A 14,150-nucleotide genomic window follows, 5' to 3' on the forward strand; every position below is an offset into this window, starting at 1 on the left:
GACGAGGCGTGAGCTCGCCTGGATCGGCGCCACCCAGCGCACGCCTTCCTCGAAAGCGGCGCGCCATTTGTCCTGCGCGCGCACGGCCTCTAGCTGCTCCGGGTTGGTGAGGAGGCCGTAGAGGATCGTCAGCAGCGCGTCGCGCGGCTCGTTGATGCCGCCGCCGATCGCGATCTTGATATTGGCGATGATCTGGCTTTCGGGAATCGGTCTCTTCGCGTTGACCATGAAGGACAGCGCGGAGGAATCCGGCTCGGCGCGGACGCGCGCCATGTTGGCGCGGATGCAGCGGTCCATCTCGGCGTTGGCGACATCGGTGGCGTCGAACGGGCCCGGCGTCCAGCCGAAATTGCCGGCGCCGTCGATCAGGGCCTGCGACCAGCGCTGCATGTCGGCATCGCCGGCATCGGGAATGCCCATCACATGCGCGAGGATGCGTGCGGCCAGGGGGCCGGCCAGCGCGGGAAAGAGATCGACCACCTCGCCGCGCGGCAGCCGGTCGAGAACCTCGGCGGCGAACCTGGCATAGAGCGGCTCCCAGACGGCTTCGATCGTCTTCGGCATCAGGGCGGGCATCATCGCCATGCGCTCGGCGCGGTGCTCGTCATGGTCCTTGCGCATCAAGGTGTGCGCGAGGAAGGCGCGCTTCATCGGCGTGTTCGGATCGTCGGACGAGAACAGCGCCGCATTGTCCTTCACGTATTTCGTGTCGGCGGCCTTGGTGAGGAACGTCCGGCCGACCGACTTGACCCGCAGCACCGGCGCCTCGCGCCGCAGCCGCCGGTAGATCGGATAGGGATCGCGCGTCAGCTCCGCGATTCCGATGGTCTCGTCGAGCGGGGCGAGGGTCGCGGTCGGCATGGGGCGCTCCTGTGGGATGCGGGGCAGCGCGTGTCGCGCAACGATAGGCGCAGCAATGGAGCAGTCAATGCCGCTGCGACGGGCCGGGCGATGACCGGCCTCGGATTGAACGAGGTCTGATGGCGGCTGGTTCCGCGGCGCGCGATGCCGCAAGAATGCTGCTCCGCACGCGTCTGGTCGATGGCGCGGACTTGCAAAGACTTCGGGATGGGGGCGCGGTGGCGGGCGTGGCGCTCTCAGTAGCGGCCGCCGCTGCGCTCCTGCTGCTTGATCCAGTCCGACAGCGTCTTGGGCGCGGCCACGGCGGAGCGCGACGGCTTCGTCGTCGCATTGCGGGCGCTCCGGGGCGTCGCATCGGCCGGCCCGCGCGGGCGTGTCGCGGCATGGGCGCCGGCGCTGCCGCGCGCGGCGGCGGCGAGCCTGTCGGCTTCCTCCTTCTCCAGCCTGAGCTTGCGCAGCCGCTCCATCTTCTCGCGCTCCGGATCGGGTGGCGGCGGCGGCAGCTCGCGCTGGCGGGCTTCCTCGGCCGAGATCAGGAGACCGGTGATGACCGGCTCGCCGAGCGCCCGGCACGCCTCCAGGCGGTGCAGCCCTTCGACCAGGACGAAATGATCCTTGTCGCGGCGGACCAGGATGGGCTCGCGCTGGCCGGACTCCAGGATGCTCTCGGCGAGTTCGTCGACCACATCCTGCTTCAGCGCTTTGCGCTTCTTCTCGGGAATGTGGATCTTGTCGATCGGGAAGCTTTCCGGTGCGGACACTTGCGAAACTCCGTCAAGGCGTGCGCGGATCCGATGCTGCGGTCGCATACTGTCACGATCGCGCAGGGGACGCGGGCACGCGGGGGATACAATAGGGACATTCGGGCGGGCATCGCAAGCCGCGTCCGCGTGAGCGTGTCGAAGCGAGATCCCTCATCCGCCACCCCTCGTCATTTCCGGGCGCGCGCGGGCGTGAGCCCGGAACGGCGCTGATCGCGCGCGGAGTTCCACGGCCCGTGCTGACCGCGATGTCGACCGCGTCGCGACGAAAGTCGCTCTGATGTCAAGCGCGGCTGCTATGCTGCATCGCCTTGAACAGGAGGATGCCGCTCATGAAGACACGCACGCTCGTGGCCGCGCTGGCCGGAATCGCCTTGGCCTTGCCCGCCGCCGCTCTCGCACAGGACGCGCCGGTCGAACAGCAGCTCGTCGACGCCATGAACAAAGTATTCGGCGTCCACGCCGGATTCCGCGCCAATCACGCCAAGGGCGTGGTGGTGGAGGGCAGTTTCAAGCCGTCGGCGGAGGCGGCGACGTTGAGCAGGGCGTCGCTGTTCAGTGGCGCCGCGATCCCGGTGACGGTTCGGTTCTCCGACTCCACCGGCGTGCCGAACCTGCCGGACGGCTCGGGCGATGCCAATCCGCACGGCATGGCGGTGAAGTTTCATCTCGCCGACGGCAGCGACATGGACCTCGTGATCAACTCGCTGAAAGTCTTCCCCGTGTCGACGGCGGCGGAGCTGCGCGACCTGTTCCTGGCGATCGCCGACAGCGGCCCGAACGCGGCGAAGCCGACCAGGCTCGAGCAGTTCATCGGCAGCCATCCCACGGTGCCGGCGGCGCTCGGCACCATCGCGACGCCCGACAGCTTCGCCGACGAGGCCTATTTCGGCGTCAACGCCTTCGTCCTCGTCGACAAGCAGGGCAAGCGGCAGGCGGTGCGCTGGCAGATGCTGCCGGAGAAGGTGGTGCATCTCGACAAGGACGACGCGGCCAAGCGCGCGCCGGACTTCCTGATGGCCGAGCTGCCGGCGCGGCTGAAGCAGGGGCCGGTGACCTTCCGCTTCATGGCGCAGCTCGCCGCCGCCGGCGACGACACCAAGGATCCGGCCAAGGCGTGGCCCGACGATCGCAAGCTGGTCGAGCTCGGCGTGCTCACCATCGACAAGGCGGTCGCCGACAGCGACGCCGCGCAGAAGAAGCTCTTGTTCCTGCCGGGCCAGCTCACCGACGGCATCGAGGCCTCGGACGATCCGATGATCGACATCCGCAACGGCGCCTACGCGATCTCGTTCTCGCGGCGCAATCCGTGAGGCCACAAGCGGCGCGACCGATATAGGTCGTGCGCGCCGCTTCGCTCGGGGGCCGCAGATGTGGACGCCCAGCGGCCGCGGTCGCGCGGGCCTGCCGCGAGATCGATGAGGTCTCGCCGCATTCGATCTCATTGCGGCGCGCTCCGCCATGATTTGTCCCGATCGATGGCGCCGCGCGACCAGGGCGACCGTTGCGCGCCAGCGTCAGACGATGCGATGCGTGTCGCGCCGAGGGCACACCGAGCGCGAAACGACTGCGGCACTCGTCGTCGCAATCAAGGCGAGTATTTTTCTTCAACACCTTCTTAGTTGCTTCGCGCGCAGTCACGAAACGCCCTGCCACAAGGGATGCAGCCGCATCGCGCGGTGACGCGTCGCGCAGACATTCGTCGACGAACGATCTCGCAGCCTTCGCCGGAAACGCACTCTGCGACGCAATCGTGTCGCGCATCGCTCGATTTCGCCTGAATTCTGCATCTCCGCTGCAACACTCGAAACCGAATTGTTAGCGGCGCGTCGCCGCGATCCGCATTCCCCAGCAATGACATTTTTCAATTCAGATCGCGACACAATCTGCCCCTCCTGATGCGGCCGTCGTTTGTTGCGGCACGTGTTCAGGAGTTATGAGTTCGATGCGTCGCGTATTTGGCGTGTGTCTTTGCCTATCGACTTTCGCAGGTAGTACGTCATCGGTCTGGGCGACGGATCTCGCCCTGCCGCCCCCGCTGCCGCCGCCCGACGTGTTCGCCTACAGGTGGAGTGGCTGCCATGCCGGCGCCAACGCCGGTATGGCGTGGTCGCGCCAGCAGCAGACCTGGAGCCAGGTCGCCAATGCCGGCGCCGCGCCGATTCAGGCTGCCCCGCAGCCGGTCGGCAACGCCAACAACCCGCCCGCGGCGAACCCGCCGGTGGTTGCAAATCCGCCGCCGAACCCGCCGCCGCCGAACAACCCTGGCGGGAACAATGGCGGAGGCAAGCCGCCGACCAACAAGCCACCGGTCTATGGCGATCACGGCGGCGGCTGGTGGAAGCCGGGCAAGCCCTATCACGACAAGGATCACGACTGGGCGAACAACAAGCCGCCCTACAAGCCCGATCACGACAAGTACGATCACGACAAGTACGATCACGACAAGCATGATCACGACAAGTATGACCGCGACGACCATCATTGGCCACAGGTCGGGTCGAAAGGCGGCGACAAGCCGTCGTGGCCCTGGCAGGCGCCTTACAAGGACAAGGACGACAAGGACAAGTACGACAATTACAAGGACGTCAAGTACAGCGACAACTGGTTCGGCAAGAAGCACGACGACGACCACGGCAAGTCGGCTGGCTGGTCGCAGCTGCATTCCAACGGCTATTCCGATCGGTACTCCTGGCTGAGCCGCGACAAGGATGACGACAAGAAGGGCGGCGGCTGGGGCGGCAAGAAGGACGAGGGCTATGACAAGCCCGTTCCGTTCGGCTGGTCGAAGCAGCCGGCGAAGGACGGGCACGACAGCTACGCCTGGATGAAGCCGGATCATCACGACGACGACAAGCATGGCGGCGGTTACGGCTGGGGCGGCAAGCCGCGCGACGACGACGACGGCAAGGGCGGCTATGGCGGCAAGCCGGACAAGGATCATTGGGAGAAGCACGGCGGCAACTATGATCACGGCGGCTGGCCGTACCACCCGGGCAAGCCGGGCTGGCCGCCGAAGAACCCGCCGCCGAAAAATCCGCCGCCGCAGGGCAACAACAATCCGCCGGCGCAGAATCCACCGGCGCAGAATCCTCCCGCCCAGAACCCGCCGCCCGTCGCCGGAGGCGGCGTCGCACCGCTGCCGGTCGCGGCCGTGCAGATCCCGACCGCCGTCTCCAGCAATGGCAGCGACGTGGTCGGCGGCCTGCAGCTCGGCTGCGACTATCAGATCGACCGCTTCGTCCTGGGCGTCCAGGCGATGGCCGATCTCGGCATCATCAACGGATCCAGCGCGCTGGGGCCGCAGCTCACGCTGAACACGTCGACGCGCAACCTCTACACGGCCACGGTGCGCGCCGGCTATCTCGTGACGCCCGACATCCTGGCCTATGTGCGGGGTGGTGCGGCCTGGACGCGGACCAGCGTCGCCGTCGTCAACAACGCCACCGGGCAGTCGGCGATGGCCGCCTTCAACCGCAGCGGCTGGACGGCCGGCGCCGGCGTCGAGTGGATGTTCGCCCGCAACTGGTCGGCATTCGTGGAATATGACTACGCCGATTTCGGCACGGTGACCGGCGTCGTGCCGGGGGCCGCGGCGATCACCGGCGGCCCGAACGTGGTCAGCCAGAAGACCCAGATCCACACCGCGCTGATCGGCGTGAACTACCGGTTCGAGATGCTGTCGCGCGCCGGCCGCTGAGGGACGGATCGGACGCCATCCTGTAAGATGAAGGGCCGCCTGGTGATCCAGGCGGCCTTTTCGTTGGCACGTGTCGTCGTGTCTTGAACGTTTCGGCGACGACCGGGGACAAATGGGTCCAGTCATCGGACGTGCCGTCGGCGCGGGATGTTTCGCGTGAAGGAATTGGAGAACCGGATGAAGATCGTCTCGCATGCGCTGCTCGCCGGCTGTGCCCTCCTGATCGCGATGACGAGCGGCCGCGCGCAGACCCCGCTGGTCGACGAGGCGGCGGCGCCGGCCGAGCCGTACCAGGGCCCGTTCGCCTATGACGAGGAGGAGACCGTGGTGGCGCGTTCGCCGGCCGAGGCCGTCGCGTTCGATCTGCCGCCCGGCCTCTCGTTGCGCGACTATGAGGCCTCGCCTGCCGGCACCGAGGTCGCGGTGATCGTCGAGGACGCAGCGCGCCGCCAGCAATTGGCGTTCTGGGCGTTCGGGCGCGACGGCTTCTCTCGCCGCATCGACGTGCCGGCGCAGACGCGGCTGGCCTCGATCACCTGGCATCCCCGCGGCAAGGCGGTGTTCCTGCTCGCAGCGGGCGAGCGCGGATCGCAGATCCTGAAGCTCGACGCCAAGGCGACGAGCTTCACGGCGCAGACGGTGTATTCCACCGCCGCATCGTTGCGGCGGCTCGTCGTCGGGCCGCGGCCCTACGAGGTGAACGGCGAGAAGGCGCCGGTGCTGCGGCTGTTCTTCGGCGAGAAGCTCTCGAGCGGCGCCTATGCGCTGCGCACGGTGACCGAGACCGGCAAGGGGCTCTACACCGTGGTCGGGCCGCAGCGCGATGCCGGCAAGAAGGACGACGACGAGACGCCGAACACGACCATCGCGCCGTCGGCGCTGCCGCTGCAGTTTCATCCGGCCGGCAACCAGCTGGTCTGGGAGGACCAGAAGAGATGCCTGCACAAGCTCAGCTACGGCACCGACAATTGGGGCAAGAGCGCGCCGTTCGGCCGTGATTGCGGCCACACGCTGACCTACACGCCGAACGGCATCGCGACGATCGACTGGCAGGCGGGGCAGCCGGGCATCCGCATCAAGGGCCTGGTCGACGGCTCCGACCAGCCGGCGCTGTCCGAGTACAAGCTCGATTCCGTGCCCTCGCAGATGCCCGACGGCCGCGGCGTCATCGCGCTGACCGCGAGCGGCGACACGAAGACCTTGCGCTATCTGCCGATCTCGGTGCCGCTCGCCGACGTCGCCAATGCCTGGATGTACATGGAAAGCGCGGCCGACCAGCAGGCCTTCCTGCGCGATCGCGGCCTGTTCCGGCCGCTGCCGGAGCTGGACCAGCTGTTCAAGCTCTACGACACCGAGTCCTATCAATGCGGCGCGCCCGACACGCGGGTGCCGACACGGCCCTATCTGGTGACCACGGACCTGTTCTGGGAATTGTACAGCGCGGCGTTCGACGGTCTGTTCATCATCCTCGAGCGCGAGCAGGCCGCGCCCGCCTTCGCGCGCTTCGTCGCCGCGGCGGACGCGGAGCTTGCCAAGCGCCATCCGGGCAGCCGCATGGCCAAGGCGTTCGCCGCGGCGCATGCCGTGCTCGACGGCCGCAGCGAGTCGAATGCCGAAGCGCGCCTGATCGTCGCTGCTGGCGGCACCGAGCAGTCGCTGGCGCTGCAGGCGCCCCTCGACTTCGCCCAGTTCAAGCCGCGCGGCCACTACACGACAGAGGCGCAGAAGCGCTATTTCGGAGCGGTGCGCTACCTCGGCGCGCTGCCGCTCTCGCCGGAGGACACCGCGATGCTGCGCGGCCTCGATGCCGCCGTCGGCAAGGCCGCGACCGAGTGGATCGCGGTGTACCGGCCGTTCATCGCCTCCTCGCGGCTCGATCTGGTCTGGGGCGGCGCGCCCTCGACCATCGCCTCGCATCCGGATACGCGCGGCACGCGGCTGTTTCCGTTGTCCTGGGGCTGGGACAATGAGGCGCTCGACAATGTCGTCGATCATGCCGAGCGGCCGGAGGCCGAGCGCATCACGTCCCGCGACGGCGGCTCGCGGCTGCTGCCCTCGGGCCTCGACGTCGCGGCGATCGCGGGCAACCGGCTGGCGGGTGAGTTGCTCAGCCGCGACATCGCCACCTATCCCAATCTCGGCAACCGCATCGCAGCCGTGCGGCAGCGCTTTGCCGCCGCCGGCGGCAAATCGCGCAGCAGCCTCTACGATTCCTGGATTGCGGCGCTCGCCACGCAATGGGCCGACAGCACCACGTCGTCGGCCGTCGCGGGCCCGGTGTGGAACGCCAAGCGCCTGCAGACCGGGCTCGCCTCATGGGCGACGCTGCGCCACGCCACCGTGCTGGTCAACGACAAGACCGTCGCCGAATGCGGCGAGGGCGGCTTCGAGGCGATCGTGATGCAGCCGCCGCGCGGCTATGTCGAGCCCGATCCCGCGAGCTTCGCGGCTGTCGCTGACCTGTTCGAGGCCACAATCGCGATGGTGCGGGACAGCCGGAGCCTCGCGGCCGATGCTGCCGCCAACGGCCGGCTGCGCGACGGCATCATCCGCCGCCTGACCGAGTCCCGCGACACGATTCGCAAGTATCAGAGGATCGCCGAGAAGGAGTTGAAGGGCGAGGCGCTGAGCGCGGAGGACTACAAGCTGATCCAATATGTCGGCCGCGCCGCCGAGCACAACTTTCTGATCTTCTCCAGCCTGTCGAACCCGCAATACGCGCTGTCCAACCCCGATCCGATGATGAAGGTGGTCGACGTCGCCGATGCGCCGGCCGGCACGCGCGAGCTCGGCGTCGGCCGGCCGCTCGAATGGGACCAGATCGTGCCGCACAACGGCCGCTCCGAGATCGTCAAGGGCGGCGTCTATTCCTATTACGAGTTCGCCTCGCCGCGGCCGCTCGACGATGCCGAGTGGCGCAAGATGGTCGACAAGCAGGCGCGTCCGGACTGGGTCGCGCGGCATCTCTCCGCGAACGTGCTGTCGTGCCCGGCGCGTCAGCCGTGATGCGGGCATGGCTGGCGCTGCTGCTCATGCTGTCAGGCGTGGCAGCGTCAGATGCAGCGGAGGCTGATGCGGCGCGGCTGCTGTTCACCGGCGACATCATGCTGTCGCGCCAGGTGGCGCGGGAGATCGACGCCCGTCGCGGCCTGTCGCCGTGGCATGGCCTGCGCGACATGTTCCGGCGCGCCGATCTTGTCGTCGGCAATTTCGAGGGCACCGTCGGCGCGGCCGACGCCTGCGACGCCCCGAAGGAGCTGTGCTTCGCGGTCGAGCCGAAGCTGGTGCCGCTGCTCAAGGATGCGGGCTTCACGGCGCTCGGCACCGCCAACAATCATGCAGGCGATCTCGGCGCCGCAGGGCGCAAGGCGACGCGCGAGGCGCTGCAGGCGGCCGGGCTCGGCGCGATCGGCTCCGCGGAGTCACCGTCCTTCGTCAAGGTCCGCGGCCGCACGCTCGGGCTGATCAGCCTGAACCTCGTCCCTGGCCGCGACGATCAGATCGATCGGATCCCATCCTGGCAGGTCGCGCAGAAGCTGCGGCTGGCACGCGCGCTGGCCGATTGGGTGATCGTGTCCGTGCATTGGGGCAAGGAGCTCGCCGATTGGGTCGTGCCGGAGCAGGAGGCCGCGGCGAAATGGCTGGTCGCGCAGGGTGCGGATCTCATCATCGGCGCGCATCCGCATGTGGTGCAGCCGCCGGCCTGCCTCGACGGCAAGCCGGTGTTCTACTCGCTCGGCAACCACGTGTTCGACCAGAAATATCCGCAGACCAAGCGCGGCCTGATCGCCGATTGCGAGATCAGGGATGATCGGCTCGCCTGCAGCGGTCTGGCCACCGCCACGCCCGATGGCTCCGCCTATCCCGCCTTGTCGACCACGCAACCACCGTCGCCCAGTCTCGCCCAATGTCCCGTGACAGCGGGCGCGCCGCTGCGCGTCGCCGGGCTGGCGATCAGCCCTTGGATCCGCGACGGCGAGATCGTCTCCGATCACCTCGTGCTCGAAGGCCGCGGAGATGCCGGCCGCTGGCGCACGCCGCCGCGCGCGCTGCTGTCGGCCGAAGCCGGACGCCTCGCCGCCGATCAGCCGCCGCTGCTGTTCACGCTCGAGCGCCATGCCTCGCCGATCGACGGCGAGGACGGTCCGCGTCCCTATGTCTATGAGGTCACGGCGCACGGCCTGGTGGCGAAATGGCGCGGCTCGGCGCTGGCCTGGCCGCTGCTCGATGCGGTGCTGATCGCCGACGCCGCAGGGCAGTCCTATCTCTGCGCGCTGCATCGCGGCGATTCCTTCATCATGCTGGACGAGGCCACGCCGTCGTCGACACGAACGCAGGTCTACGCGTGGAACGGCTTCGGCTTCACCGGCGTGAGCGACGGCGATCTCGCCGCGCGCTGTGCGCAGCGTTTCACGCAGGGCGGCTGAACGCGCGAAAACCGAGGCCTCAGACGGGCTCGCATATCCCGGACGCCGCGGCGCGCTTGATCGCGGCGATCACGCGCAGCGTGGTCAGCCCCTCGCGGCCGCTGACGACAGGCGCCGCCGTGCCGCGGATGACCGCGCAGAAATTCGCAATCTGCAGGGCGAGCGGGTCCTGCATCCGGTAGCTCAGCCGCTCGCTTGCGATCGGCGCCCACCAGCTCGCCGCGTCCGGATGCCGCCACAGATCGAGCTGCGGGATCGCCAGCGACCCCTTGGTGCCGCCGATCTGATAGCAGCTTTCCTGCGTGCGGCTGTAGGCCGGGTTTTCGCCGCTGGTGAACTCGTAGCTCCACGGCGCCTGCACCGTGTCGGAGACGCTGAACGTGCCGAGCGCGCCGGAGGCGAAGTGGAGAATGATCGCCGCCGTGTCCTCCACGGCATGCCCGCGCACGCGGTTGGACTGCGCCGCCTGCACCGCGACGATGTCGCCGCAGAGATGGCGCAAGAGATCGATGTCGTGGATGAGATTGATCAGCACGGGCCCGGCGCCCGGCTCGCGGCGCCAGGCGGCGTCGAAATAGTCGTCCGGCTTGATCAGCCAGAACAGGCCGCTGACCGCGACGATCCGGCCAAGCCGCCCGTTCTCGATCTCCGCCTTGGCCCGCTGGATCATCGGATTGTGGCGGCGGTGGTGGCCGGTCAGCAGCGGCACGCCGGCGCGCTCGAACGCCTCGACCAGCGCCTGCGCCGCCGCAACATCGTCGGCCAGGGGCTTCTCGATCAGGGCCGGCAGGCCCGCCGCGAGGCAGGCCATGCCGTTGGCGACATGCATCCGGTTCGGCGTGGCGATCACCACGCCCTCCGGCCGGTCCTCGGCGGGCAGATCGTCGAGCGATGGCGACCAGCGGACCCCCAGCGCCTGCGCCAGCTCTCGTGCCGCGGGCGCGGGATCGATGACCGCCGTCAGCACCGCCTCCGGACAGGCGATGATCTGCTCGATGTGGCGCCGTCCGATCAGACCAGCCCCGGCGACCGCCAGCCGGACCGGGCGGCTCATCAGGCGCCGGCCTTGCCGTCGTCGAGCAGCTTGGCGACGCGCCGCAGCGCGAGCTGATAGCCCTGCGTGCCGAACCCGGCCATCACGCCGTCGGCGCGCTTGGAGACGAAGGAATGGTGGCGGAATTCCTCGCGCTTGTGCACGTTGGAAATGTGCACCTCGATCACCGTCCCGTCGAACGCGTTGAGCGCATCGAGGATTGCGACCGACGTATGGGTGAACGCGCCGGGATTGATGACGATGCCGGCGGCGGTCTCGCGCGCCTCGTGGATCCAGTCGATCAGCTCATATTCGCGGTTCGACTGGTGGAAGCGGATCTGAAGGCCGAGCTCGCCCGCGAGCGCCCTGCAGTCCCGCTCCACATCGGCCATGGTCTCATGGCCGTAGATCTCGGGCTGACGCTTGCCGAGCAAATTGAGGTTGGGCCCGTTGAGAACGTAGACGAGGCGGCTCATGCGGAGACTCCGGTTCGGGACGCGCAGGATGTTCACCCGCCTGCGACGGAGCGGTTTCGGATATCCCGTCGCCGGGCTCCGACCAGGGTGTCACTCTGCCGCGGCACGCCGATCGCGGGATTTGCCCAGCCGAGCGGGGCCGCGCGGAGGTGCTTGCCACGAAGCGCGCGCGGTTGGCAACATCCGTCGTCGATCGGCCGTTCCGCCGGCCGCGCACCTCCTCCGGAGGTCGCCTTGACGGGGATCAAGGCGGGGTGTTGTAGTCATCGCAATATGACGTCAAGACCCGCGGGACGGTCGCCGACCGCAGGGGCAGGGGAGAGAGCCGGAGGAGGGAGATGGGGCGTTCGCCCGGGAATTCCCATTCGGACCGCGTGATCGACGTCGTCGCCAAGGGGGCGCCGGCGGTTTCGGCGCTGGCGGCATCGTGGCGCCGCTCCGGCCATCTCCACGCGCTCGACCCCGCCACCCATGCGCCATCCTGCCGCCTGACCGCCGCCGAGATCGCGACGGCGCGCGAGCGGCTGGGGCGGCTGCTCGCGATCGCGCAGGCGAGCCTCGACCGGCTGTTCCTCGCGGTCGGCGGCGTCGGGTGCTCGGTGCTGCTGGCCGATGCCGAGGGCACCGTGGTCGACCGGCGCGGCGCGCGCGGCGACGATTCGACCTTCGATTCCTGGGGGCTGTGGACCGGCGCGGTGTGGAGCGAGCGGCACGAAGGCACCAACGCGATCGGCACCTGCCTGGTCGAGAAGCGGCCGCTGACCATCGACCGCGATCAGCACTATCTCACCCGCAATGCCAGGCTGTTCTGCACGACCGCGCCGATCTTCGACGAGCACGGCCAACTGAAAGCGGCACTCGACGTTTCGTCCTGCCGCGCCGATCTCACCGAGGGCTTCGGCCGGCTGATCGCGACCACGGTCGCCGATGCCGCGCGCCTGATCGAGGCAGAGAATTTCCGCCAGGCCTTTCCGCATGCGCGCATCGTGCTGACGCCGGACAGCGAGCGCGACATCAACTCGATGCTCGCGGTCGACGGCAACGATCTCGTCGTCGGCGCCACCCGCGCGGCGCGTCGGGCACTCGGCCTGTCGGCCTCGGCGCTGGCGCGTCCGGTGCCGGCAGGCGACCTGATCAAGGGCGTGCCCACGGCGGGTGACGACATCGATGCCGCCGAACGCGCGGTCTTGAAGCGCGCCCTGGCGCGCGCCGGCGGCAACGTGTCGAGGGCCGCCAAGGAGCTCGACATGTCCAGGGCCACCTTGCATCGGAAGATGAAGCGGCTCGGGCTGGAGCGCTGAGCGCGGCGCAATCCGCAATCCGGCGTCGAGCTGTCGCAGAACTGCGACACTTCCGGCGACGCGCCGCCGCCGCCTACTGGTCTGCAAACCCGGTTTGAACGAGCCTCTCTCCAACGCCGTGTGCATCGGCGTGAATGGGAGAGACAGATGACCAAGGTTGACGTCAATGCGGCGTTCCAGCCGCCTTTCGCTGCGCGTTACGACAACTTCATCGGCGGCGCCTGGAAGGCTCCGAACGCCGGCAAGTATTTCGACAACATCTCGCCGATCACCGGCCAGCCGGTGTGTCAGATCGCGCGCTCCGATGCCTCCGACATCGAGGCCGCGCTCGACGCCGCGCACGCGGCCAAGGATGGCTGGGCGCGCACCAGCGTGACCGAGCGCGCGCTGATCCTCAACCGGATCGCCGATCGCATGGAGGCCAATCTCGCCAAGCTCGCGCTCGCCGAGACCTGGGACAACGGCAAGCCGATCCGCGAGACCACCGCGGCCGACATCCCGCTCGCGATCGATCACTTCCGCTATTTCGCCGGCGTCATCCGCGGCCAGGAAGGCTCGATCGCCGAGATCGACCACGACACCATCGCCTATCACTTCCATGAGCCGCTCGGCGTCGTCGGCCAGATCATTCCGTGGAATTTCCCGATCCTGATGGCGGCGTGGAAGCTTGCACCCGCGCTCGCCGCCGGCAATTGCGTCGTGCTCAAGCCGGCCGAGCAGACGCCGGCCTCGATCCTGGTACTGATGGAGATCATCGGCGATCTCCTGCCGGCCGGCGTGCTCAACGTCGTCAACGGCTTCGGCCTCGAGGCCGGCAAGCCGCTGGCATCCTCGAACCGCATCGCCAAGATCGCCTTCACCGGCGAGACCTCGACGGGGCGGCTGATCATGCAATACGCCTCGCAGAACCTGATCCCGGTGACGCTCGAGCTCGGCGGCAAGTCGCCGAACATCTTCTTCAAGGACGTCTGCGCCGAGGACGACGATTTCCTCGACAAGGCGATCGAAGGCTTCGTGATGTTCGCGCTGAACCAGGGCGAGGTCTGCACCTGTCCGAGCCGCGCGCTGATCCATGAGTCGATCTACGAGCGCTTCATGGAACGTGCCTTGAAGCGCGTCGGCGCGATCGTGCAGGGCAGCCCGCTCGACCCGGCGACCATGATCGGCGCCCAGGCCTCGTCCGAGCAGCTCAACAAGATCCTGTCCTATATCGACATCGGCAAGAACGAGGGCGCGCAGCTCCTGATCGGCGGCGAGCGCAATCTGCTCGGCGGCGATCTCGCCGGCGGCTACTACGTCAAGCCGACGGTGTTCAAGGGGCACAACAAGATGCGCGTGTTCCAGGAGGAGATCTTCGGGCCGGTCGTCTCGGTCACGACCTTCAAGACCGAGGACGAGGCCCTGGCGATCGCCAACGACACGCTCTACGGCCTCGGCGCCGGCGTGTGGAGTCGCGACGCCAACACCTGCTACCGCTTCGGCCGCGCCATCCAGGCCGGCCGCGTCTGGACCAACTGCTATCACGCCTATCCGGCGCATGCGGCGTTCGGCGGCTACAAGCAGTCGGGCGTGGGACGCGAGACCCACAAGG

At 68.4% G+C, this 14,150-nt stretch carries 10 protein-coding genes; 6 read left to right on the forward strand and 4 right to left on the reverse strand.

Annotated elements, in window-relative coordinates:
* Window positions 1-861: cytochrome P450 family protein (locus tag BRAS3809_RS06455; RefSeq protein WP_035655545.1), on the reverse strand; the 861-nt coding region annotated here is incomplete at its 3' end.
* Window positions 862-1,097: 236 nt separating this feature from the next.
* Window positions 1,098-1,622: a ParB N-terminal domain-containing protein gene (locus BRAS3809_RS06460; RefSeq protein ID WP_008961290.1), complete on the reverse strand. Its 525-nt coding sequence runs from the start codon at window positions 1,620-1,622 to the stop codon at window positions 1,098-1,100.
* A 332-nt stretch (window positions 1,623-1,954) separates the two neighbouring features.
* Here BRAS3809_RS06460 and BRAS3809_RS06465 point away from each other — a divergent pair, with 332 nt between their 5' ends.
* From BRAS3809_RS06465 to BRAS3809_RS06480, 4 genes are all read left to right on the forward strand, one after another.
* Complete coding sequence (locus BRAS3809_RS06465; protein ID WP_008961291.1) at window positions 1,955-2,935, forward strand: catalase family peroxidase; 981 nt, start codon at window positions 1,955-1,957, stop codon at window positions 2,933-2,935.
* Window positions 2,936-3,675: 740 nt separating this feature from the next.
* The gene (locus tag BRAS3809_RS06470; protein ID WP_008961292.1) at window positions 3,676-5,322 is read left to right on the forward strand and encodes an outer membrane protein; all 1,647 of its coding nucleotides are present in this window, start codon (window positions 3,676-3,678) and stop codon (window positions 5,320-5,322) included.
* 156 nt (window positions 5,323-5,478) lie between these two features.
* Window positions 5,479-8,328, forward strand: coding sequence for a DUF3160 domain-containing protein (locus tag BRAS3809_RS06475; RefSeq protein WP_240535610.1), 2,850 nt, complete (start codon window positions 5,479-5,481; stop codon window positions 8,326-8,328).
* Complete coding sequence (locus BRAS3809_RS06480; RefSeq protein ID WP_008961294.1) at window positions 8,307-9,749, forward strand: CapA family protein; 1,443 nt, start codon at window positions 8,307-8,309, stop codon at window positions 9,747-9,749. The genes BRAS3809_RS06475 and BRAS3809_RS06480 overlap by 22 nt, the downstream gene beginning before the upstream one ends.
* A gap of 19 nt (window positions 9,750-9,768) precedes the next feature.
* Here BRAS3809_RS06480 and BRAS3809_RS06485 read toward each other — a convergent pair whose 3' ends face one another.
* Entirely contained in the window at window positions 9,769-10,803 is a 1,035-nt protein-coding gene (locus BRAS3809_RS06485; RefSeq protein ID WP_008961295.1) for a Gfo/Idh/MocA family protein, read from the reverse strand.
* On the reverse strand, window positions 10,803-11,258 hold the full coding sequence (aroQ, locus tag BRAS3809_RS06490) for a type II 3-dehydroquinate dehydratase (protein WP_008961296.1): 456 nt from the start codon (window positions 11,256-11,258) through the stop codon (window positions 10,803-10,805). The genes BRAS3809_RS06485 and aroQ overlap by 1 nt, the downstream gene beginning before the upstream one ends.
* Window positions 11,259-11,596: 338 nt before the next feature.
* Here aroQ and BRAS3809_RS06495 point away from each other — a divergent pair, with 338 nt between their 5' ends.
* Both BRAS3809_RS06495 and adh read left to right on the forward strand, forming a co-directional pair.
* Window positions 11,597-12,559, forward strand: coding sequence for a helix-turn-helix domain-containing protein (locus tag BRAS3809_RS06495; protein ID WP_008961297.1), 963 nt, complete (start codon window positions 11,597-11,599; stop codon window positions 12,557-12,559).
* A 147-nt stretch (window positions 12,560-12,706) separates the two neighbouring features.
* A partial coding sequence (gene adh / locus BRAS3809_RS06500; protein ID WP_035655546.1) for an aldehyde dehydrogenase occupies window positions 12,707-14,150 on the forward strand: 1,444 nt, incomplete at its 3' end.

Source organism: Bradyrhizobium sp. STM 3809 (assembly GCF_000239795.1).
Taxonomy (GTDB): domain Bacteria; phylum Pseudomonadota; class Alphaproteobacteria; order Rhizobiales; family Xanthobacteraceae; genus Bradyrhizobium.

Coding starts and splice junctions, on each gene's coding strand:
- aroQ (WP_008961296.1), bottom strand. CDS start 11,258: ATGAGCCGCCTCGTCTACGTTCTCAACGGGCCCAACCTCAATTTGCTC.
- BRAS3809_RS06495 (WP_008961297.1), top strand. CDS start 11,597: ATGGGGCGTTCGCCCGGGAATTCCCATTCGGACCGCGTGATCGACGTC.
- BRAS3809_RS06465 (WP_008961291.1), top strand. CDS start 1,955: ATGAAGACACGCACGCTCGTGGCCGCGCTGGCCGGAATCGCCTTGGCC.
- BRAS3809_RS06485 (WP_008961295.1), bottom strand. CDS start 10,803: ATGAGCCGCCCGGTCCGGCTGGCGGTCGCCGGGGCTGGTCTGATCGGA.